Raw genomic sequence first — 20860 nt, forward strand, 5'->3', positions numbered from 1 at the left:
ACAAGCTGAACGATAGACCCAGAAAGCGGCTGGGATACCGAACCCCAGCCCAGGTGTTCTTAGGAGAATATTCAGGAGCACTAGAAACCGCGGGTGCTGCACTTATTAGTTGAATTCAGGAACCGTAATAAATCAGCGAAGGAATAGTGCCGGAAGCAATCCAGCTGGCTACCAATACCCCCACCATCATCAGGATCAGCATGGGCAACATGGCAATCTCACAGCCATAAAGAATACCTTTCTGGATATCCTGCCAACTGAAGCCAGATACTAGCGCGATGATGGCACAGACCACGATGGCAAAGATCAAAGAGATGTGAGTCACCCAGTCTTCGCCCAGCAGAAAGATCTGCGCAAACATCATGAAGCATAAGAAGCCAATACCGATAAGCGCCCCAATAAATGAAGGGCGTTTGTCCGCGTCGTTCGTATTTATCGTTGACATGTAATTCTCCTTATTTAGGAGTTTGTATTTTTTGCCGCTACCAACGCGGCGCTCAGTTGCCCTTTTTCTGGTAAGACGTGAGTGCGTTGTTTGAAATAAACCACAAGCGCGCACGGCAATACCGTCAATTGGGCGTCGGCGTGTGATGGCGCACAGCATTGATTTTTTTGTTGTGCGCGATCGAACGAAGGTGAACGTGGCGTAAGGTTCGCTTGGTTAAAAGCGACTCCATTTTTATTATTGCGTCCAGCGGTATGATCTAGGCGCCACAAATTATTGAGGCGCCCGATGGTCTAACTAACAGCGTTCTAAAATAATGGCGACTCCTTGCCCGCCGCCAATGCAGGCTGCCGCGCAGCCGTAGCGCTGCTGGCGGGCTTGTAAAACTCGACCAAGCGTCCCAGCAAGGCGGATGCCGGTCGCACCTAGCGGGTGCCCCAGCGCCATAGCGCCGCCCCAGATATTGACGTTTTCGGGATCAAGAGAAAGCTCACCCATGGCATGCAGCGGTACAGCGGCGAAGGCTTCGTTGATTTCCCATACGGCGATGTCTTGAGGTGTCAGCTGCGCCTGTTTCAGCGCGCGCTGAATGGCAGCGGCGGCTCCGGCACCCATCTCCTCCGGCTTGACGCCGCAGTCAGCGATGGCCACAACGCGTGCTAAGGGGCTAATTCCGTGCTGGCGCATGGCCGGTTCCGATATCAGTAGCGTGGCGGCGGCACCGGAGGTCAGCGGGGAGCTGTTGCCTGCCGTCACTACGCCTCCCTCCATGAATACCGGGTCTAGCCCTGCAAGGCGCTCAGCGCTGGTATCCGCGCGGATGTTGCTGTCCGCGCTGACCGGTTCGCCTGCCGAGTTATTCAGGGTTAAACGTTCGCCATCGAAATGGCCCGCCGCATCGGCTTTGGCGGCACGCTGATGGGAGCTTAGAGCAAGGGCGTCCATCGCCTCGCGAGAGATACCCGCCGTCTTAGCCAGCCGCTCGGCAGTCAGCCCCATGTTGAGCACCACGTCCAGCGCCAGCCAATCAGCTTTTTGCAGATCCGGTGGGCTGGTCAGCACTCCCTCTTTGAACAGTGCCGGGCCCATGGGCACGCGGGTCATATTTTCCACCCCGCCGGCCATGCCAATGTCGACGGCACCGGCCTGAATTTCCCGTGCGGTGTTGCGTAGCGCGGCAAGGCCGGAGCCACACTGCTGATCAATCTGTCGGGTCGCGCATGACTGACCCCGTGGCCCTAAACGCTCAGCAAGCCATAGTGGGTAACGCCCGCCAAAGCCCCACTGCTCTTTCACCGGCAAAGCGCAGCCAATGCTCAAATCTTCCACCGCCGCACCGTCGATACCGCTGCGTGCCAGTAGGCCGTCGATCACACTGGCCAGCAGGGCATCGCTGCGCGTGTCGGCCCAAGAATCGACCTCGGGTTTGCGGGGATGCGCGCGGCTGAAGGCGCTACGCGCATAGTCGGCGAGATACACGTTTCTCATGAGTGGGTCTCCTGGTTATCTGACATGCGCGCCCAGCGATGGATGAACAAGGCATAAGTGGTTAGCACGTGGCGGATTGAGCCGATGTCGACGCACTCATCACGCCGTGAATGCGCTGGGCGATTGGGCCGTAACAGGTACCGTTGATATCACCGGAAACGTGGAAAGCCCGTAGGTCAGTGGTGCAGGTGGAAACATAATGGGCAGGCGGTTCGCCCAGTAGCGCTTCGTGACATTCCGATAGCAGCCGGATGCCTGGGGTATCGAGATCGACCACATGCCCTTCTGAACGAAAGCCGTGGAAGCTCACCTTGGGCGGTGGCGTGGCGTCGTCAATCTCGGCGTGTCGGGCCATCAGGGTGTCGCGGACCCGCTGCATGGCATCCTCCGGTGACATGCCGGGTGGGAAGCCAACTCGCCCTTCGAGAATGGCGTGGGCTGGCACGCTGGAGGCCCAATTGCCTGCATCCACCCGGCCAACGCTAAGGTTGAACGGGTGAGGATGGTCAACGTAAAGCGCAGGCCGGGGTAGATCGTTCATCTCTGCTTCTAGCGCTTTCAGCGCTGGTAAATATTGCTGCAGAGATTCAATCACATTGCGCCCTGCGGATGGTTCAAGCACATGGGCAGGCACGCCATCCAGGCGCATACGGAACCACAGTACGCCTACCTGCCCGGCATAGATCTGGGCGCCAAATGGTTCCGGGATCAGTACAAAGTCGCCGCTATACCCCTGATGCAGGCACGCCAGCGCGCCGTTGCCAGTACACTCTTCTTCAATCACGGTTTGCAGGGTGAGCGGGAAGTTGATCTCGACGCCAGCCTTACGCACCGCCTCAACCGCCATCACCATGGCGGCAATACCGGCTTTCATATCGCCGGCCCCGCGGCCATATAACCAGCCATCTTTTTGCCAGGGCTCCCAAGGCGGGCGTGTCCACATGTCAGTGGGTTCGGCGGGCACCACATCGAGATGGCCGTTGAACACCAGATGCGGGCCCTGCGCGCCGGGGTTAAGGTCTGAAATCACATTGTAGCGACCCGCGCTGGACCACTCGGTGGGGGCGCGATGAGGGTGCTCATCAAACCCTGGGGCATCCAATGGCACACGGGTCACCGGCAGGCCCAGGCGTTCAAGGTGGCGCTCCATGGTCTCCAGTGCCCCCTGCTCCTGGCCGAGTACGCTATAGCCCCGCACCAGATCACTGGTCAGCTCCAGGGTGTCGTCCATCAAGGCTTCGCAGCAGGCAATGATGCGTTGTTCGGTCGCGTCGAGCATTAGAACCTCCCCAAGCGTGATTCATTGATCAGCAGCGTGGCGTCGGTGACCTCGCGCAGTGCCTCAACGCTCAACCCTTCGGCGATTTCCACCACTTCAAGCCCCTCGGGCGTTACGTCCATAACGGCTTTTTCGGTGATAATGCGAGACACGCAGCGGCTGGCGGTCAGGGGTAACTGGCAACGGGTGAGAATCTTGGGGTTGCCGTGTTTGTCATTGTGCGAACACAGCACCACCAGCCGCGCCACTTTCTGGGCCAGCTCCATAGCGCCGCCAATGCCCGGCGAAAACTTGCCGGGGATTTTCCAGTTGGCCAAATTGCCCTCTTGATCCACCTCAAAGGCGCCCATAAAGGTGACATCGACACGACTGCGGCGGATCATCGCAAAGGACGTGGCGCTATCGAACACGCTGGCGCCCGCACGGGTGGTGATGTAAGCGCCGCCGGAGTCGATCATATCGATATCTGGCGCTTCGCCTTCGTGGCGTGGGCGACAGCCCAGCACGCCGTTTTCGGAATGCACCAACACATCCATGTCGTCGGGCAAGTAATGGAAAAGCCGTGTCGGCAGCCCGATACCTAGATTGACGATCTGTCCGTCAATGACTTCACGGGCGGCACGGGTCAACATACGCTGCTGATCAGAGATCATGGGGGCGAACTCCTTGTTGGCTGGACGCGCGGTCGACCTGCACCACTTGGCTGATAAAAGCGCAGGGGGTATGAATGGTGTCGATAGGCAGGTCACCGGGTTCGTCGATGCGGTAGGTTTGCGCAATGACCCGCTCAGCGGCCATGGCCATCAAGGGGTTGAAATTGCTGGCCGTGGCGCGATAGATCAGGTTGCCATAGCGGTCGGCACGCTCGGCGTGAACCAGGGCAACATCGGCATGCAGAGCAGGTTCGATAGCCCACGTGCAACCCTCTATATTGATTTCACGGCGCCCTTCGGCTATTTCTGTACCTATCCCGATATCGGTGAGAAAGCCACCGTGGCCAACGCCTGCACAGCGAATTTTTTCCGCTAACAGTCCCTGGGGATGAAAAGTAACCTCCATCTCACCTGCATTCATGGCTTCAATGGCTGTTCGGTTCAGGCCTAGATGAGAGGTAATCAGGCGTTTAACACGGCCCGCCTCAATCAGCTTGCCAATCCCGATGCTGGGTTCATTGGCATCGTTTTTTATCAGCGTCAGGTTACGCTGGCCGCTGGCGAGCAGCGCGTCGAGCAACGCAAAGGGCGTGCCCGGCGAGCCAAAGCCACCGACCATGATGGTCGCGCCATCAGGAATCTCGGCGATGGCCGCGTCAATGTCACAGACTTTCTGGTTCAGCAACGTCATGGCGTTCAGCTCTCCCTGGAGGGTTGTGCGTGCAGTGCAGAAGGCGGCGGCGTAGTAAGCGTTTGATCAAAACCCGCCATGGCGCGCTCCAGGCGCTCCAGCAGGGTGTCAACTTCATGGGCCTGAATGGTCAGTGGCGGGCAGACAAGAAAGTGATCGCCGGCAATACCATCCAGGGTGCGGCGGGGGTAGATCAACAAGCCTTCCTGCTTGGCCAATGCCGTAATTTGGGCGAAACGGTTCTGCTCGGCAGGGAAAGGCTGGCGCGATTCGCCATCAGCAACCAGTTCGACGCCCCACAACAGGCCAGCGCCACGCACATGGCCGACCCAGTCGTAGCGCTCGGCAAGCTTGCGCAGCCCAGCTTCTAGTTGCGCGCCGCGCTGACGGGTATTTTCTAGCAAATTTTCGCGCGCAATGGCCTCGATCACTGCCAAGCCGGTGGCACAGGCCAGTGGGTTACCGGCATAGGTATGACCGTGTTGGAAGCCACCGCTGGCCATCACGGCCTCGACAATGTGGTTACGGGCGAGCATGGCGCCAATCGGGTAGTAGCCAGCGCCCAACCCCTTGGCGGTGACCAAAATGTCCGGCACCACATCGTAATGCTGGCAGGCAAACCAAGTGCCTGTACGACCTATGCCGGTGAGCACTTCATCGGCAATCAGCAGGCAACCGAATTCATCGCACAGGGCGCGGATACCTTGCAGGTAGCGCTTGCCCAACAGCCGCGCCCCCGTACTGGCCCCGCCGATGGGCTCTAGTACAAAGCCAATCAGCGATTCAGGCCCGGCGGCTTCCATGGCCTCGCGGGTTTCAGCCAGTACGCGGTCGACGTGAGCATCGTCATTGTCATCCTGATGACGATAAAAATCTGGCCCAGGCACTTTGATGGAGGCGTGGGTCATGCTGGTGAAAGGCGCTTCCAAGGGTTGATAGCCGGTCATGCCCAGCGCCCCCATGGTGCTACCGTGGTAAGACGGGCGTAGCGATACAAAGCGCTGGCGCTGGGGCTTGCCCAAGGCAAAAAAGTATTGCCGCGCCAGCTTGATAGCAGACTCGACCGCCTCGGAACCGCTGGAGATGAAAAACACCTTGCCGAGTTCATCGTTAAACAGCTCGACCAGTCGATGGCCTAGCGCGACGGCGGGGGCACTCTCAAACTGGGTGCGATAGGTGAAGGCCACCTTGTCCATCTGGGCGAGCATGGCATCACGGATATCCTGGCGGCCGTGGCCAAGGTTGCAAGAGATGGCCCCGGAGCAGCCATCCAGATAATCCTTGCCCTGGGTATCCCAGAGCATGACGCCATCAGCGTGGCTGACTTCCGGCAAGGCAGGGCCTGTCTGGTAGAACAGCGGAGAGTCGATCATCAAGGTTTCCGTTTTTATGGTCTGGTGAAAAATCTCCTTTGCAGTCTAGGTAGGCTTGTTACTATATTTCAATATATGATCGTTTTTCGAATATCAATGAGTAAAAGTCATGCCTGAAGTTACTGTTAACTCTTTGAAAGCATTGGTAACCTTCAAAACCTTGTTTGAGGTGGGGAGTGCCTCGGGCACTGCGCGGCTTTTGGGAATTACGCAATCCGGGGTTAGCCGCTCGCTAGCGCAATTGGAAGAAAACCTCGGCATTCAGCTTTTTTTGCGTGAAAAAAACCGCCTGATTGCTACCCCGGAAGCGCGTGAGCTATACGACGAAATCCTGCGCCTGATGGGCAATATCGAAGAATTGCGCCATAGCGTGCTGGCCTTGAAAGAATTTGGCACATCACGGCTACGTATTGCGGCCATACCCGGGCTGAGTTTTGGTTTTGTGCCGCAGCTGGTGGCGAGGCTACTGGCAGAGAATACTCATGTCAGCGTCAGTCTGGACATGATGTCGAGTCACGATGTGCAAGGTGCGGTTGAGTCCAGTCACGCCGATATTGGCTTTATCACCCTGCCATCGACCTCGCCGCAGCTTTTTACCGAGACGCTGCTGACCACCGATGCAGTATGTCTTGTGCCCGAAACGCACCCGCTTTGTGAGCGACAGGTGGTGGATGTCAAGGATCTACGCGACCAGCATCTGGTGATCAGCAATCAGCCGAGTATCAGCACCAACCCGCTGCTGGAGCTGGTGACGGCTCATGACGTGAGAATCGCAGGCAAGACCGAAGCCAATATCGGCACCATTACGTCCTTGGTAGCTAACGAAGTGGGCATTGCGGTAATCAACCCGATCACGGCCAATGACCAGTTAACCCGTGAGGATCGGGTCAAGATATTGCCTTTTACACCGCGCATCTCCTTCAGCTTTGGCTTGGTTTATCGCGCTGAATGGCAGCAATCCAAAGTACTGGCATTTTTGCGAGACAGCGCTAAAAAACTGCTGGCGGAGGGGTACTACGGTCTTGATGATAAAATACAATCTTGATTCACTTCTGTGTCGTTTTATTAATCTATTGCGCTTATGTTAGTTGAGAGCGCAAATGTCGCCGGAGCTTTGCAATTACTGGTTCGTGGCGTCCTAACGCCGATAAGCAGAGGTCGTCGATAATATATGAGCATCAGGATTCAAGCCTTAGAACCACGATACATTCCCAAGCTTGCCGCATGGCATCAGGCAGAATGGGCGCATTTGGATAGATCTCTTGATGAGACAACTCGGCAAGCAAGACTGGAAAAGCACTGCTCAACCACTAACCTACCGTCCACTTTTATCGCACTGGATGGCGATACCTTAGTTGGTGGCATCTGCTTGGTAGCGCACGATGTTCCCGACCGACCACAGTATTCTCCATGGATATCAAGAATCTATGTAGCAGAAGACCAACGCGGTAAGATGATCGGCAAGGCACTCATCGACCATGCTAAAGAAGCGCTTCGTCAGCAGGGTCACGATGCGCTCTACTTAATCACACAAGACAAGGGTCCCTTCTACGCAAGGATAGGTTGGGTGAAAGTGGAAGACTACAGGCTCAATGAACACCCTATGGAAATTATGAGAATCATACTCAATTGAGTACGCCCAATGATCAAAGAGAACAGTTGTTTGATCAAGCGGCGTTAACGTAAGCGGTTGAAATATAAAGGTATTGGATTTAATTAATCAAGGAGGGCTAAATGAAAAACGGCCACTTAGCTAATCAGCAAAGTGGCCGTTTTATTGTATTCAGCTTGAGCAAGCCGTTCTCGCTCATCCAGCCCAACTCATCTGGGTCGATCACTGAACTCGCCCAGCTCTAGTTTACTCGGCTTACGGTGCCAAGTTGCTATCGGCCCGCCTTGATCAACACCCGGGCTCAACGCCACCGCGTATAAGGCCAAGCCCACGGCTGCAAATAAGATTCTCGCGCTAAGCAAATCCTGAGCAGTGACAGCCAAGAGTAAAGCTATCGTTCCCATCATTAGGGCGAAAATGGATTTCATAACACGTCCTAGTTACGCCTCTTGGTCAGCTATCATGTCGTCCTGGGGGCATATCGATCCAGGATTCGAATCCTTGGTAGCCACCATTCTTCGAGTACGATATTTCGTGGTATCACCACTCCTAATACGCCAGACAAATTTACCCTGATGCATTAGGGGTGGTGTTCATTAGTAGACTAACGATTTCTTTCATGCCGCCGGGGATCATTCAAGATAGGCAGCATTTGCGTCCATGTAAGACAGTTGAAACCGCGCCCGTTCGCCCCAGAACGCCAGGACTTCAGCATCAAATGAAGTTGAATTTACGTTATCGAATGAATTAGATTCACGTTTCGTGGTTTTCATGGACATTACCCTTTATAGAATTGAATAATCACGCCTGCAGCGCACAGCGCAACGTCCTTGTTTAGGCATTCCTTTTGCCACGCTCACCCTGAGGATGAACCTTACGGCTCGCATTCACTGTGCGTTGGCGAACTCAGTGTTGAGAAATCAGCAAAATAGGGGCAGGAAGCCTTTTAAATCAGCTTAAATGGCGCCACATCACGGAAAATGCCGGTCTTGGTCATATCACGACGCAGGGCAAATGCCTCGACGGCGGTGACCGGGTCGACTTGATTGAGTTCATCAAAGTGAATGCGTGCCCACTGATCGCGGGTGGCTTTGATGCTATAGAGGTATTGATCGTGGTCATCACCGGTTGCCGGATCGGTAACGTGGCGATACCCGGAGATACGCGCTTCTTGTACGTTAGAAAACTTGGCAAACACGGCGCCCAACACACGAAAGGCAATGCCGTGGACATGGTCGCGATAGAGCTTACGTTGACGTGTCGCGCTTAACGGCTTGGGGGTAAGCTTCAACGCTTTGGCGGGCATCGTCCACTTGCGTTTTGGCATCTCGCTTTCATCCGGCAAATCGATATCGACAGCGATAGTGCGCTCGTCGGTACCAAGGTCAAAATCGATCTGCGTTTCCCGTGGCCAATCGATTTCTTCCAAACACTCGCGCAATGTTTGCTCCATCGCGGCCATGTCTTTAAATACGCCCTGCTCTTCGCGCTTCTGACGGGCAAACTCGTCTGCATCAAACTCCGCCTTGCGCCATTCCCACTGGCGGTAATCGTCGTCGAATACGGCCTGTCGGCGCGCATTCTCAGTTTCGATACGCTGCTTAGCACCAGGCCATATCGGATGCCACCAGCGTAAGGGGACTGGTTTAGGCGGGAACGGAGGTGCTTCAGTAAAAGGTTGGGGCGCGTAGTCATGGATGTCGGGTAAAGGGGTGTCCCAGTGCAGCTGACCTAGCGAATCTAACGCGGCGTTTGCTTCTTCGCATAGCGCTTCCAAGCGCTCTCGGATGGCATCTTCGGCGTGGCGGCGGATCAGACGCACTTCGTCATCGGTGAGAGGCGTGCTGTCTTCACGTAGGTAGCGCACATTGCCATTGTTATCGACTTTGAGCGTGAACGCGAGCGTGTCATCACCTTGGTCAACGCTGATACTGGCACTAGGAGACCCCTCTGAGAAACCAACGCCCCGTTTACTGGCACTCAAACGCACGCCGGGGGCTAGCGTAATACGACGTTGAAATCGAAAGGCCATGCCCTCTCCTTGTATCAAACGGACGCTAAACAAATGTGCGCTGCAATGCCGTCTAGCGCTATCACACGTGGCTCACAACGTTTCTACGTCAAACGACACGACCTGACGCTTTTCACGAAAGCCTCCCAATGGCGCCGAGATGACTCGCATGAGTTTAACATGTTCGGCCAACTGCGCAGGTCAGCTCTGCATATTGCGATTTTATGGGTGCCGCTCAGTTAAATAATCGCATGGGGAACGAAACAGCTGGTGTCTTTGGTGATACGGCCGCTGTCCTCCCGAATTCCCATCCCGCAGGCGCGGTCGCCTACTACCCAGCTTCCAATCAGCGCATGGCGGTCATTGAAGCGAGGCATGGGATGATACTGTTGCAGGATGCGCGGGCTATCCGCGTAGGCCCCGCCAACCGATTCCGCCGCACCGTCAGGCGTAACCAGCGAGATATTGCTGCCTTCACGGGAGAAAAACGGCTTACGCACCCATCCTTTTGTGACCGATTTCTCCGGTGACGGATCGAAATACGCCGGTAGCAGGTTCGGGTGGCCTTCGTGCCACTCCCATAGCAGCGGCAAAATCGCTTTGTTGCTGAGTATCGCCTTCCAGGGCGGCTCAAACCACAGGGTATCCATCGATGGGACAAACTCGCCAAAGGGATCGTCGGCCATTTCTTCCCAGGGGTAGAGCTTGAAAATCGCGTCAATCGGGCGGTGTTCGAGATCCACGAAACGCGGATGATCGGCGCCTGGCGGGTAACCGATATCTTCCATAAAGACGAACGGTGCCTCTAACCCGGCCTGCACCGCACAATCCTGTAAATACTCGACCGTGGCGCGATCCTCAAGGTGATCTTTGATGGAGGCAAAGTGCAGGCGCCCTTCCGGTAATCCTTGCTTTATATGCGAGAACGCCGCGATCAAACGCTCCTGAATGGAATTAAACTGATCGGCATGGCGCGGAAGCGTGCCTTGGTTGATGCACTGCTCCAGCCACACCCAGGAGAAAACCCCTGCTTCGTACACGGACGTGGGGGTATCCGCATTATATTCCAAAAACTTGGCTGGATTTTTGCCGTCATAAGCCAGATCGATACGGCCGTACACATGCGGTTGGCCGCTCGACCAGGATTGGCGAATGGTATCCCACATAAACTCGGGGATGGCGATTTTTCTTAATAGCGCATCGGAGGCGCAGATGCGATCCACCGCGTCCATACAAAGCTCGTGGATCGCCTCGGTCGGGTCTTCGATGTCGCGCTCTACCTGTTCCAAGGTGAACTGGTAGTAGGCGTCCTCGACCCAATAGCGCTCACCTTCCAGCGTATGAAAGTGAAACCCCAAATCGTGTGCCAAGGCTTGCCAGTGAGGACGCTCTGAAATGGCGACACGCAGCATGGAGATATCCTTTTCGGGTATACATGAAACTGGCACTTACCCGGCAGGTAAGTGCCTGATCGCGCTTTTAGGAGCCGAAACCGCCCCGCGCACTGGAGCGCGAGCCAAAACCGGAACGCTGGGTGGCGCGGGTATTGGCTTTCGCCACATTGTTACTAATTGCCGTGTTGCGCCGGGTCACTTCTTGGCGTGTTTGTGAGGTAGCGGCACCCCACTGTCCACGGTTCTCACGCGTGCGGTAGATAGGCTCGTGATAAACGCTGCGAACGCGTGCGCCATCGCGGTTACGATTGGCCATCATGTTGCCAACCATGTAGCCCATTAGAGCGGGGCCAACCCAGCTACCACCGCCGCTATTGCTGGCGCTGTTGTCAGTGTCAGTGCCGTTGGTGACGTTGCAATTCCCTTCGCCATATTCGGTCTCGCACTCCTCCACCGAGGCAAAGCGCGGGGTGCTTTCCTGCGCGGCGTTGTACGCGGCTTCACAGGCGTTGCGGGTGTAGACGTTATCCTTAACGCATTCCTCGACTGACCGATACGCCTCGGGCTCCGTGAAGTTGACGTTGGAGAGTTCCGGCGCATCCAACGTGGAGTCGGGATTACCACACCCTGAGAGGATGGATGCCGCCCCAGCACCCATAAGCGCCAACGTTAAACGGGCGCTACGCTTACGGCGTGGCAGGATGGTGTCGTGTTGCTTTGCCATAAAACCTCCTTACCAGACCATGGATGCGGCATTGAGCAGGCCAACGGCCAGCGCAATCGTGCCAGCGAGCAGGCCGTAAGCCACATGCCCCTCGGTGATGTGCGACGACAAGCTTTCCCCGCGCGATTTGAGCACGGCTTTGATCACAAAAAACGTCACGATTTGCACGAAAAACGCGATGATGCCCCAGGCGATAAAATCCACATACGACACGGAGTTGACCATCGCACTGTAGAGAGGAATCGTAAAACCAAGCGTGGCGCCACTGTATGCCAAGGCAGCCGCGACGTTACCCTCGCGAATCAGTGTCCATTCGTGGTGCGGGGTAATACGGCTGTACGCCATCATAAAGACGACAAGCAACAGCGAGGCAGTAAGGAGGTAAGCGAAAAAGGCCGGTAAGCCCGACAGGTATAAACCCAGGTGTCCCATAGACGATTCCTTAGATTAAAGAGTGATACTGAAGTTAATGAGCGTCGATGACCAGGGCGCGGATATCGACCCCTAAACTGGTCACACGCTGATAGGTGTCATCAACCGGGTTGGCCTCGGCGCTAAGCAGGATGTACTCAAAGCGGTCTGAGCCCGCATCCTCGCGCTCGTACAGCATACAATGGTGATGGGTGGTAAAGCTGCTGGTGTTGGTATCCCCGCTGGACACGACCTGTTCTTCCAGCATGACCGGCGGCGACCAAGACGCCTCTGGGTCACCCCAAACGCGCGCGTAGACGGTAGGTTTTGCCTCACCTGACTCAGCGGGTAACTCGAACACGACATGGCCAAGGGTACTGGGCAGCGATTTTCCTTCAGGGGCGTTAATTTGGCGATCAAACTCGACATCGGCCAAATCCGCCGCTTCCCAGAAATCGAAGACCTTGTACTCAAAGACCTGCTGGTTGGCGACGGAGGCTTGAATCCACGTATCGTTAGCGAGATAAAAACGCACCAGTTGCTCGCCCTGCCCAAGCTCAACCACGCCTACAGCCGCAATGTGTTGCGGCTCGCCACTCCATGACGAATCAAAGCGCAAACCATCAAAGGCTTTCAGCGCCAGCATATCGAGGCTTACCATCCCGCCAAGGCGAAGGCCGGCAAAATCTTCTGGGGTCATCCCCACCGGCAGGCCTTTTGAGCGTGCATGCAGGTGAGCCGCATGCCTGTCTTGGGCTCGCCCTGAGCGTGAGCGAAGCAACGTTTTGAATGATTCCAACATGATCGTGTCCTCACCCTGTCGTGGTCAGCAAATCACCCAGCTGGCGCTCCGTCAGCCGGGTATCCGCCATGTAATAGACAATATCACCATCTTTTAACGGACGGTCGGTAGAGGGGTTGAGCATGCTGTCGTCGCCCTCCCCATTCGCCAGTCCCAAAACAGTCACATTGCAGGCGGTTTTGGCCTTCCAGAACAGATCGCCAAAAGTGGCATTGGCGGGGGGATGGCTCAGCGTGGTCTGGTATTGCGTGGCGCCGCGATCAACGGCCAACAGCTCATTCACGACCCGCGAAATCCCCGCGTCCGACGCCGAACGCACCAGCATTTCCAACGCCAGCGTTTCGGTACACTCAATGCCTGGCAAGGTACGGCGTAACATCACGGCGGTATCGGGGTTATTGCAGTGCGCCACGATATGGGCGTTCGCTGTCTTGAGACTGTATGCACTCAACGCGACCGTGGCGACCCGTTCGTCGCTGGTGTCGTAAATAATGATGCGGCTGGCGCTTTCAATACCCGCGCGCTTAAGCAACTCGGCATTAGAGAAACTCTCGCCTTTGACGAATTTCAAATCGGCCGGCCGTGGATTGCTCATTTCCTTCGTCACGCAGAGCACCACGTCATCGGGGAGCGCTTCATCTTCTTTTAGAATATCCAAGATGCGCTCGGTGGTTTCTCCGTGCCAACCGATCACCAGGGTATGCCCGGACAGATGGCGGAAGTCGCCTTTCCCTTGCATTTGCAGTCTCCAAAAATCAGAAATTGTGACCGTGGCCTTGCCAATCAGCGCGGCAAATAACGCAATGCCGCCGGGGATTAAATAGAGCGCCGTGATCCACTTGCCCGGCACCGTTTCAGGGCTGAAATCCCCGAACCCAACGGTGCTGGATGTCACAATATAATAATAAAACCAATCACTTAATGACTCCGCGACCGGTTCCCCGGCGAGGGTATAAAGCGCCCAGGTGGTGCCCAAGTGAGCCAGCATCACGAACAGCAAAAATGTCCACGTGACATTGAGCGTTGAGGCTTTAAGGGTGCGAAGTAACTGCTGAATAACGGGCATGGAGATCTCTTTCGGTCACCCTGCGCCGACCGAACGGCCGGCGCGAGAAAGCGTGGTTAGGCGTCAGTACCACCTGATTGTTTGGCTTTAAGGCGAGCGAGCACATCGCTGCCCGAGTTGCTGGCGCCCCCCCCGATGCCCGCTTTTGATAAGCGGCTTTCCAGATCCGCACCGGAATCCTGGTTGGCAAGCTCTTCACCGACTTTGAGCTTTTCGGCCTGCAGCTTTTGCTTTTCTTTGATGCGATCCAGTGATGCCACCGCAGAGTTCATGCTGGCATTATGCCCCGCATGACGCGAGGCCACAGCGGCTTGGGCTTTGTGGGCGGCTTCGGTCGCTTTGACGTGCGACATCTGTTGCTCGACGCGACGAATCTCGGCTTTGGATTTGCTAATGCTCGATTTGAGCGTTGTGATGGTGCTGTCGTACTGCTCAACATTGGCCTGGGCGATATTGCACTCGCCTTCCAGGCGGGCAATCTCCCCGGCGACTTCTTCGGCCAGCGCGTTCTCGCCTTTATCCAGGGCGGCCATGGCGCTTTTTTCGTACTCGGTAATCTTGCTGGCAATTTCCTGAGTTTCGTTCACGCCCAGGTTACGTTTGGCCATAATCGCGGTGAGTTCGTCGTTGGCCGCGTCAAGGTCACGCTTGGCGTCGCGGAGCTCTTGTTCCATGATGCGAATGGCTTGATTGTCCACGATAGCCTCGCCGGTTTCGGTGGCTCTGCCGCGAAGAGCAGTCATCATTTTGCGTAGTAGCATGAAGGGTTTCCTGAAAAAATTATTCGCTATCGATGAGATCGGCAACTTCGAGCGCGGCATTGGCGCACGCTTCGATTTCAGCGCTCAATGCTTCAAACTTACAGTCAGCAAAGAGCTGACCGTACACAACGTAGGATTCCCTCTCGCCCAGCTGGCCAATACCAATGCTCACCAGCGGCAGCGCCATACCTAAACGCAGAAGTGTGTGGTTAAAGGCAGCGACGTCTTTCACCGCCGATACCGGCGCGACCTCTGTCATTACCAGCCATTCGTCTTCGCCACAAGTGACGGTCACGGTAAGCTCACCATGATCGGGCATGGTGAACACCAGCGAATCGTTTTCGGACGCCAGCTCGACGATGTGCGTCGGCCATGCAATAGCGCCTGACTCGACGCTTTGCTGTACCTGATGGAGCTTATCATGAAGGCTCACGCGGACTCCTCGTTTCGGTGTTAAAACAGGATTCAAATTCTCCAGCCCCCACAATACCAGATTCACCCCGTCTAGATGCGGTACAATCTCATCATGAATATTGCCGCTATCGCCACCACTTCCCTGGATGATCCGCTTTACTACCTGCGCAATGCACAGCAGGTGATTCAGCTATGCCTAAAACAGTACGCTGACCTGCTGCTTTCAGACGAGATCCAGCAACTAGAGGAGGTATTGGCGCTTGAGGAACCGGCGCAAGCATTGTTGATCCGCATGGTGATGCGCAAAGGCAGCCTGTTCCGCCAAGGTAGCCTCAACTATAGCGAAGTCCCCGAGCGTGACAGCGCCATACGGCAACTGGTCGCCACGGGATTGGTTGATGATAAGCCAGCGCTATCCATACAAGCGCTCGGTGATCTTTGCCGGCGCGAGGAATGCCGGCTACTGGTTAACCAGCTTTTGCCTGAACACACGTTGGCGGCTTCCTGCCGCAAATCGGATGCACTCGGACGTTTGCTCGATCATTTTGCTGAAAAAGCGCCCAAGCAATTGAGGGACTGGTGGCCCGATGCCCCTTTTGAAGTAGTGGAACTCAACTGCACGACGTTGTTTGACCGGTTGCGCCTGATGTTCTTTGGCAATCTCTACCAGAGTTGGTCAGAATTTGTGCTGACCGAGCTTGGCCTTCAGCATTTCGAGCCCGTCTCGCTCACACCTGCATCGCGTCCGTTCCAGCGCCGTGCCGAGGTAGACTTATATCTTGATCTGCAGCAGCTGCGAGACCGAGTGACGTTAGGGGAATCCATCGAAGAGGTCTGCCAGGCCCTGCCCGAGCCCATCGAGTGTGACTGGATCAACTACCGTCGCCAGAAAGTGCTGTTTCAGATCGGGCGTGAAGCCGAGCGCCAACAACACATTGAACTGGCGCTAAACTTATACCAGCAGAGTCAGCACCGAGAGGCACAGTTACGCACCCTACGACTGTTTGAAAAACACGAACCGGCCGAGCACGTCTTCGCGTTGGCAACAGAGGCCCATGAGCAGGTTTCTCAACCCGAAGTCCGTATCGGACTGCAACGTATTCTTAAGCGTTCCGCACGCAAGGCAGGGCTGGGTTATCTCGCGCCTAAACCGTTAGAGGTTCCCCTCGAAACACTGACCTTGGTCAAGCCAGCCTATCACCGGGTAGAACGCGCCGTTATCGAAGCGCTGTCAGATGGGGACACGCAGCTATTTCATGTCGAAAACCACCTATTTACCGGCCTCTTTGCCTTGCTCTTCTGGCCGGCCCTATATGCCCCCGTGCGCGGCGCTTTCTTTAACCCTTTCCAGTCAGGCCCCGCCGATTTGTTCCGGCCCGGTTTTGCCGATGCGCGAACAACGCTGATTGATGAGGCCTTCGATCAGCTACGTACCGGGCGTTACCAAACCACCATCCTTAAGCGGCTCGAACAAAAACGGGGTATCAGTTGTTCGCTGATCTATTGGCCTAGCCTGACGTTTGAATTGGTTAAGAGCGCATTGGGGATTATTCCCGCCGCCCACCTCGAGGCTGTATTTCGCCACCTGCTACTGGACCTTCGACACCACCGCCGGGGGCTACCGGATCTGATTGCGTTAAATCACAATGCCGCTAGCTACCGGCTCATCGAGGTCAAAGGGCCCGGCGACCGCCTGCAAGACGCTCAACGGCTATGGATGCAAGCCATGTTGGCACACCACATGCCCGTCAGTGTCTTGCACGTACGCTGGAGTGAGGCAGATTCGTGAAAGTCGCCGTTCAATCATTATGCGAGTTTGCCGCCCGCGAAGGAGGCCTCGAACACCGCTACACCCCTTCGCCTACCTCGGCTGAGGGGATCAAAGGCCACAAAACGTTGCAATCTCGGCGGCCCCAAGGCTATCAGCCCGAATACTTGCTGGAAGGCGAGTGTTTAGAGATTCAACTGCGTGGCCGCGCCGATGGCTACCTGCCAGGACAACCAACGGCGTTACTGGAAGAAATAAAAACCCATCGCGGTGACCTTGCCCGTGTCGGCCCCGGACAACGGCGCCTACATTGGGCTCAGCTTAAAGTGTACGGCGCCCTGCTCTGCCAGCGTGATGACCTTGCCAGCGTTACGCTTCGGTTGGTGTATTACGATATCGCCAAGGATCAGGAAAGCCCCTTCGAGGAAGTTTGGGAACGCGGGCAATTGCATGGATTTTTGACGGCACTGTGCCTTCGCTACCGCGACTGGCATCAACAGGAATCCGAGCATCGCCAGCTGCGTGATCAGGCGTTAATGACTCTGGCGTTCCCTTTTTCGGATTTTCGCCCCCATCAGCGCTCGCTCAGTGAAACCGTTTACAAAGGGATTTGCACCGACCGTGCGTTGCTGCTTGAGGCCCCGACCGGGATCGGCAAAACCCTTGGCGTTACCTACCCGGCCCTGATGGCCATGCCGAGGCGCCAGCTCGACAAGCTGTTTTTGCTTACTGCGCGAACAACCGGGCGGCAACTGATTCTCGATAGCCTGCAAAAGCTTCGTCCACCCGCAGGCGAAGGTGAGACTTTGCCGCTCAGAGTGCTGGAACTGACGGCACGCAATAAGGCGTGTGAGCATCCGGATCGTGTCTGCCACGGCGATGACTGCCCCTTGGCTGAAGGGTTCTTTGACCGCTTGCCCGCCGCTCGACAAGCCGCTGCTGAGACCCGCTGGCTAGATCGTACGCGCCTGCGGGCATTGGCCTTAGATCATTCAATCTGCCCGTACTACCTTGCCCAGGAGATGGCACGTTGGTCTGACGTGATCGTCGGTGACGTAAACCACTACTTTGATCAACAAGCCATTCTGTATGGACTCACCCGACAAAACGACTGGCGCGTGGTGCCACTTATAGATGAGGGGCACAATCTGATTGACCGAGCCCGTGGCATGTACTCGGGCGAATTACGTCAGTGGCAGTTTCGTGATGTCGCCCGCACGGCGCCCAAGGCCCTCAGCAATACCTTTCGCGCGGTCCAACGGGCATGGCGCCAACTGATTGATCACCACGTGGAGACGAGTACCCTGCCCAACCAACAGACGATAAAGCGGCACCTTCCGGCCGTCCCCACCGAACTTAACGGGGCGCTGCAGCGTCTGGTTGGCGACTTGACCGATTACATGACGGAGCATCCCGTCATCCCAGAACTGCAAGCATTGCTGTTCGATACCCTTCGTTTCATGAAGCTCATGGAGCTATTCGGTGATCATTCGCTATGTACCCTTGATGTGAAACCGGCGGAAGGAAAGCGAAAATACCGGTCATTCGCAGCAAGCCTGTCGATACAGAACCTGATACCGGCGGATTTTCTAGCTGAGCGCTTTCAGGCGGCACAATCTAGCGTCCTCTTCTCGGCAACGCTAACCCCCGCCCGTTACTATCAGGATCTGCTCGGTTTGCCGACGATGACCTGCTGGGAGTCCATCCCCAGCCCGTTTACCGCCGCCCAACTTGACCCGCGGATCATCGACATCAGCACCCGTTTTAAGGATCGCCAGCGTTCGCTTCACCCGATCACCCAGCGGATAGCAAACCAATACAGCGCGGCACCGGGCAATTATCTGGTCTATCTCAGTAGCTTTGCTTATCTAGAGCAGCTGCTCGGTGAGCTAACCTCATACTGCCCAGATATTCCGGTCATGGCCCAATCACCCAACATGACCGAACAGGCCCGGCTTGCATTTATTGAGCGATTTCGTACCGAGCGCGGCGTGGTCGGGTTTGCGGTGCTCGGTGGGGTTTTCTCAGAAGGGATCGATCTTCCCGGGGATGCATTAATCGGGGTGTTCATCGCCACACTGGGGCTTCCGCCCTACGACGACCTCCACGAACAGCTAGCCAAAAGGCTTCAGGCTCGGTTTGGTCAAGGATACGCCTATACCTATCTTTATCCTGGTATTCGCAAGGTGATTCAGGCCGCTGGGCGTTTGATTCGCACACCCGAAGATACCGGGGTGGTTGAGCTGATGGATGACCGTTATAAAAGCCCGCAAGTACAACAGCTACTACCCCGGTGGTGGTTCGACGTCCCTGAGCCTACACAGAACATGGGACGGGCGTCGTCGGGTAATCCACCTCCCAACCATCGCGACCGGCTTGCTTGACTCGATATAGCGCCGCATCGGCAGCGGCATAGGCTTGCTCCAACGCCATGTCTGACGGGCAAAACCACACGCCGCCTACGCTAAGCGTCACAATCGGCCCTATGGGTGAGGAAGGGTGATTGAATGCCTGGCGGTGAACGGCGTCGACCAAGGCGACGCAACGTTGTCTTAGTACATCACGCGAGCGACAGCTCAGTAGCACCGCGAATTCATCACCCCCCATACGGTAGAGTTTTGCTTCCCCCGCCATGGAGAGGTCAATCAAGCCCACCAACTGGCGCAGCAGTCGATCTCCTTCAGGATGCCCGAGACAGTCGTTATAGGGCTTAAAATGATCGATGTCGATCAACAGCAACCCCATGGTTTCATCAGGCTGCTCGGCGATATGTTGGTGCAGGGCATTGCGGTTGCCAACCCCAGTAAGCGGATCTTGCAGCGCCTTCGTCATCCAACGCAAGCTTTCCCGTGAGGCCTTTTCAGTGGCACGCCGTTGCTTTTCGTGGAACCACCAGAAAAGCAGCCCCAGTAGGTAGACAATTAGAGTGCCGAAAAAAAGCAGCGCCTGGTGATCGCGCGCCTTGTCGACGAACCCGTTGACCGTCTGGCTGCGTTGCACCCGCTGACCGATCTCAATATCGGTTAAGCACTCAAGGACGGGGAGAAGAGAACGCGTTACCCGCTCTATTTCGGCAGAAGGCGCCCGCATGAGCTGTCTTTGCAAGCTATCAAGCACTGCCAGGGAGGACTCAGTGCACGCATAGCGTTCACGATAGATGTTGATGTCCAGAAAACCATAGGCGACTTCCAATGACAATGAAGCCGCCTCAGGAGAGGGCGACTCCTTCAGCAATTCTTCCAGCGTGTCGTGTAAGAAAACGCGTGAGCGAGTCGCCAATTGGTGTCCGGTCACATTATCGTGCTGACTGAAGTAACGGTCGACCTGCGGTGTCAATAGGCGCATATCGTAGATAACCAACAACACCACGGTGGAGAAGCTGGCGAGGCTCAGCCATAACCAGCCACTGCGCTTTTCCCACAGTCGATGAATCACGGCGCCCCCTCGATATGCGTGATCATCCAAATCCAGTTATTAAACAAACGCAGGTTCTCAGTATCACGCTCCCCGTAGTCGCGCTCCACCAAACGCAGCGGCCCCTTGTCACGCAACCCGATTTCCTCACCATCATGATGCGTTACCAGAATCCAGTTCTCCCCAGGAAGCTTGTCGAATTCGACCTTGAAACCGTCCATAGCCGTGAGTGTCAGCGCTTCGACCTCGTTGTCGAAGGTGCCTCGCGCCCAGTCGTCTAGCTCAAAACCGCGGATATCGACTTCACGGCCAAGATAGGGATCGTAAAAGCGAAAGGTGACGTCGGCTTGTTCGCGCAACTCATCCATCAACATTGTCGTGGTTTTTCCGCCCTGTTCGATCTCGATACTCTCAGGCCAGCTCTGGCCTTGTGCCTGACTAATAGCCAGCAAGAACCATACACATACTCCCACTCTCGCTGACATTGCTTGCCATCTTGTTTCCATGTCCCTCCCTCCCCCTTTTTCCTAAGCCACGCCTTCAGTCGTGGAATT

22 protein-coding genes and 1 pseudogene are annotated in these 20860 nt (G+C 56.0%); 6 read left to right on the forward strand and 17 right to left on the reverse strand.

Going from position 1 to position 20860, the window contains the following annotated elements:
* Nucleotides 1-113, forward strand: a pseudogene (locus tag HZS81_RS18090) (IS30 family transposase); the annotation flags it as partial.
* A 2-nt stretch (nucleotides 114-115) separates the two neighbouring features.
* Here the strand turns inward: HZS81_RS18090 and HZS81_RS14615 are convergent.
* The 6 genes from HZS81_RS14615 to HZS81_RS14640 all read right to left on the reverse strand — a co-directional run bounded on the left by HZS81_RS14615 (nucleotide 116) and on the right by HZS81_RS14640 (nucleotide 5929).
* Nucleotides 116-445, reverse strand: coding sequence for a Na+/H+ antiporter NhaC family protein (locus HZS81_RS14615; protein WP_241697521.1), 330 nt, complete (start codon nucleotides 443-445; stop codon nucleotides 116-118).
* Nucleotides 446-742: 297 nt separating this feature from the next.
* A complete protein-coding gene (locus HZS81_RS14620) occupies nucleotides 743-1933 on the reverse strand; it encodes an acetyl-CoA C-acyltransferase (RefSeq protein WP_179931253.1) in 1191 nt (396 codons plus the stop codon).
* A gap of 61 nt (nucleotides 1934-1994) precedes the next feature.
* Nucleotides 1995-3212, reverse strand: a complete 1218-nt coding sequence (locus HZS81_RS14625) for an ArgE/DapE family deacylase (protein WP_241697522.1) — start codon at nucleotides 3210-3212, stop codon at nucleotides 1995-1997.
* Complete coding sequence (locus HZS81_RS14630) at nucleotides 3212-3865, reverse strand: 3-oxoacid CoA-transferase subunit B (protein WP_179931254.1); 654 nt, start codon at nucleotides 3863-3865, stop codon at nucleotides 3212-3214. Before HZS81_RS14630 ends, HZS81_RS14625 begins: the two co-directional genes overlap by 1 nt.
* Nucleotides 3855-4556 (reverse strand): CoA transferase subunit A, encoded by a 702-nt coding sequence (locus HZS81_RS14635; protein WP_179931255.1) that lies wholly within the window; start codon nucleotides 4554-4556, stop codon nucleotides 3855-3857. The genes HZS81_RS14630 and HZS81_RS14635 overlap by 11 nt, the downstream gene beginning before the upstream one ends.
* 5 nt (nucleotides 4557-4561) lie before the next feature.
* Complete coding sequence (locus HZS81_RS14640) at nucleotides 4562-5929, reverse strand: aminotransferase family protein (RefSeq protein WP_179931256.1); 1368 nt, start codon at nucleotides 5927-5929, stop codon at nucleotides 4562-4564.
* 109 nt (nucleotides 5930-6038) lie between these two features.
* Between HZS81_RS14640 and HZS81_RS14645 the strand changes: the two genes are divergently transcribed.
* From HZS81_RS14645 to HZS81_RS18195, 3 genes are all read left to right on the forward strand, one after another.
* Nucleotides 6039-6974, forward strand: a complete 936-nt coding sequence (locus HZS81_RS14645; RefSeq protein WP_179931257.1) for a LysR family transcriptional regulator — start codon at nucleotides 6039-6041, stop codon at nucleotides 6972-6974.
* Between the two features lie 126 nt (nucleotides 6975-7100).
* Entirely contained in the window at nucleotides 7101-7562 is a 462-nt protein-coding gene (locus tag HZS81_RS14650) for a GNAT family N-acetyltransferase (protein ID WP_179931258.1), read from the forward strand.
* Between the two features lie 101 nt (nucleotides 7563-7663).
* Nucleotides 7664-7786 (forward strand): hypothetical protein, encoded by a 123-nt coding sequence (locus tag HZS81_RS18195; RefSeq protein WP_277815003.1) that lies wholly within the window; start codon nucleotides 7664-7666, stop codon nucleotides 7784-7786.
* Between the two features lie 387 nt (nucleotides 7787-8173).
* Here the strand turns inward: HZS81_RS18195 and HZS81_RS14655 are convergent, their stop codons facing one another.
* The 9 genes from HZS81_RS14655 to HZS81_RS14695 all read right to left on the reverse strand — a co-directional run bounded on the left by HZS81_RS14655 (nucleotide 8174) and on the right by HZS81_RS14695 (nucleotide 15143).
* Nucleotides 8174-8314, reverse strand: a complete 141-nt coding sequence (locus HZS81_RS14655; RefSeq protein ID WP_179931259.1) for a hypothetical protein — start codon at nucleotides 8312-8314, stop codon at nucleotides 8174-8176.
* A 173-nt stretch (nucleotides 8315-8487) separates the two neighbouring features.
* Nucleotides 8488-9573, reverse strand: a complete 1086-nt coding sequence (locus HZS81_RS14660) for a DUF4236 domain-containing protein (protein ID WP_179931260.1) — start codon at nucleotides 9571-9573, stop codon at nucleotides 8488-8490.
* Between the two features lie 218 nt (nucleotides 9574-9791).
* Complete coding sequence (locus HZS81_RS14665) at nucleotides 9792-10964, reverse strand: glutathionylspermidine synthase family protein (RefSeq protein WP_179931261.1); 1173 nt, start codon at nucleotides 10962-10964, stop codon at nucleotides 9792-9794.
* Nucleotides 10965-11031: 67 nt separating this feature from the next.
* Nucleotides 11032-11670: a DUF1190 domain-containing protein gene (locus HZS81_RS14670; RefSeq protein WP_179931262.1), complete on the reverse strand. Its 639-nt coding sequence runs from the start codon at nucleotides 11668-11670 to the stop codon at nucleotides 11032-11034.
* Nucleotides 11671-11679: 9 nt separating this feature from the next.
* Entirely contained in the window at nucleotides 11680-12102 is a 423-nt protein-coding gene (locus HZS81_RS14675) for a DUF350 domain-containing protein (protein WP_179931263.1), read from the reverse strand.
* 34 nt (nucleotides 12103-12136) lie between these two features.
* A complete protein-coding gene (locus tag HZS81_RS14680) occupies nucleotides 12137-12883 on the reverse strand; it encodes a DUF2491 family protein (protein ID WP_179931264.1) in 747 nt (248 codons plus the stop codon).
* Nucleotides 12884-12893: 10 nt separating this feature from the next.
* Nucleotides 12894-13949, reverse strand: a complete 1056-nt coding sequence (locus tag HZS81_RS14685) for an ion channel (RefSeq protein WP_179931265.1) — start codon at nucleotides 13947-13949, stop codon at nucleotides 12894-12896.
* Nucleotides 13950-14005: 56 nt separating this feature from the next.
* Nucleotides 14006-14710 carry a PspA/IM30 family protein gene (locus tag HZS81_RS14690; protein WP_179931266.1) on the reverse strand — a complete coding sequence of 235 codons (705 nt, stop codon included), beginning with the start codon at nucleotides 14708-14710 and terminating at the stop codon, nucleotides 14006-14008.
* Nucleotides 14711-14729: 19 nt separating this feature from the next.
* A complete protein-coding gene (locus tag HZS81_RS14695) occupies nucleotides 14730-15143 on the reverse strand; it encodes a DUF2170 family protein (protein WP_179931267.1) in 414 nt (137 codons plus the stop codon).
* 93 nt (nucleotides 15144-15236) lie between these two features.
* On the opposite strand from HZS81_RS14695, the gene HZS81_RS14700 reads away from it, so the two are divergent.
* Both HZS81_RS14700 and HZS81_RS14705 read left to right on the forward strand, forming a co-directional pair.
* On the forward strand, nucleotides 15237-16913 hold the full coding sequence (locus tag HZS81_RS14700) for a VRR-NUC domain-containing protein (RefSeq protein ID WP_179931268.1): 1677 nt from the start codon (nucleotides 15237-15239) through the stop codon (nucleotides 16911-16913).
* Nucleotides 16910-19276, forward strand: coding sequence for an ATP-dependent DNA helicase (locus tag HZS81_RS14705; protein WP_179931269.1), 2367 nt, complete (start codon nucleotides 16910-16912; stop codon nucleotides 19274-19276). Before HZS81_RS14700 ends, HZS81_RS14705 begins: the two co-directional genes overlap by 4 nt.
* Here the strand turns inward: HZS81_RS14705 and HZS81_RS18250 are convergent.
* Together HZS81_RS18250 and HZS81_RS14715 are read right to left on the reverse strand one after the other, a co-directional pair.
* Nucleotides 19209-20327 carry a diguanylate cyclase domain-containing protein gene (locus HZS81_RS18250; protein WP_179931270.1) on the reverse strand — a complete coding sequence of 373 codons (1119 nt, stop codon included), beginning with the start codon at nucleotides 20325-20327 and terminating at the stop codon, nucleotides 19209-19211. The two genes, HZS81_RS14705 and HZS81_RS18250, sit on opposite strands and share 68 nt — an antisense overlap.
* Nucleotides 20324-20812 (reverse strand): hypothetical protein, encoded by a 489-nt coding sequence (locus tag HZS81_RS14715; protein WP_179931271.1) that lies wholly within the window; start codon nucleotides 20810-20812, stop codon nucleotides 20324-20326. Before HZS81_RS14715 ends, HZS81_RS18250 begins: the two co-directional genes overlap by 4 nt.
* Nucleotides 20813-20860: the final 48 nt, after the last annotated feature.

It is taken from the genome of Vreelandella salicampi, from assembly GCF_013415105.1.
GTDB lineage: Bacteria > Pseudomonadota > Gammaproteobacteria > Pseudomonadales > Halomonadaceae > Vreelandella > Vreelandella salicampi.

Coding starts and splice junctions, on each gene's coding strand:
- HZS81_RS14615 (WP_241697521.1), bottom strand. CDS start 445: ATGTCAACGATAAATACGAACGACGCGGACAAACGCCCTTCATTTATT.
- HZS81_RS14620 (WP_179931253.1), bottom strand. CDS start 1,933: ATGAGAAACGTGTATCTCGCCGACTATGCGCGTAGCGCCTTCAGCCGC.
- HZS81_RS14625 (WP_241697522.1), bottom strand. CDS start 3,212: ATGCTCGACGCGACCGAACAACGCATCATTGCCTGCTGCGAAGCCTTG.
- HZS81_RS14630 (WP_179931254.1), bottom strand. CDS start 3,865: ATGATCTCTGATCAGCAGCGTATGTTGACCCGTGCCGCCCGTGAAGTC.
- HZS81_RS14635 (WP_179931255.1), bottom strand. CDS start 4,556: ATGACGTTGCTGAACCAGAAAGTCTGTGACATTGACGCGGCCATCGCC.
- HZS81_RS14640 (WP_179931256.1), bottom strand. CDS start 5,929: ATGATCGACTCTCCGCTGTTCTACCAGACAGGCCCTGCCTTGCCGGAA.
- HZS81_RS14645 (WP_179931257.1), top strand. CDS start 6,039: ATGCCTGAAGTTACTGTTAACTCTTTGAAAGCATTGGTAACCTTCAAA.
- HZS81_RS14650 (WP_179931258.1), top strand. CDS start 7,101: ATGAGCATCAGGATTCAAGCCTTAGAACCACGATACATTCCCAAGCTT.
- HZS81_RS18195 (WP_277815003.1), top strand. CDS start 7,664: ATGAAAAACGGCCACTTAGCTAATCAGCAAAGTGGCCGTTTTATTGTA.
- HZS81_RS14655 (WP_179931259.1), bottom strand. CDS start 8,314: ATGAAAACCACGAAACGTGAATCTAATTCATTCGATAACGTAAATTCA.
- HZS81_RS14660 (WP_179931260.1), bottom strand. CDS start 9,573: ATGGCCTTTCGATTTCAACGTCGTATTACGCTAGCCCCCGGCGTGCGT.
- HZS81_RS14665 (WP_179931261.1), bottom strand. CDS start 10,964: ATGCTGCGTGTCGCCATTTCAGAGCGTCCTCACTGGCAAGCCTTGGCA.
- HZS81_RS14670 (WP_179931262.1), bottom strand. CDS start 11,670: ATGGCAAAGCAACACGACACCATCCTGCCACGCCGTAAGCGTAGCGCC.
- HZS81_RS14675 (WP_179931263.1), bottom strand. CDS start 12,102: ATGGGACACCTGGGTTTATACCTGTCGGGCTTACCGGCCTTTTTCGCT.
- HZS81_RS14680 (WP_179931264.1), bottom strand. CDS start 12,883: ATGTTGGAATCATTCAAAACGTTGCTTCGCTCACGCTCAGGGCGAGCC.
- HZS81_RS14685 (WP_179931265.1), bottom strand. CDS start 13,949: ATGCCCGTTATTCAGCAGTTACTTCGCACCCTTAAAGCCTCAACGCTC.
- HZS81_RS14690 (WP_179931266.1), bottom strand. CDS start 14,710: ATGCTACTACGCAAAATGATGACTGCTCTTCGCGGCAGAGCCACCGAA.
- HZS81_RS14700 (WP_179931268.1), top strand. CDS start 15,237: ATGAATATTGCCGCTATCGCCACCACTTCCCTGGATGATCCGCTTTAC.
- HZS81_RS14715 (WP_179931271.1), bottom strand. CDS start 20,812: ATGGAAACAAGATGGCAAGCAATGTCAGCGAGAGTGGGAGTATGTGTA.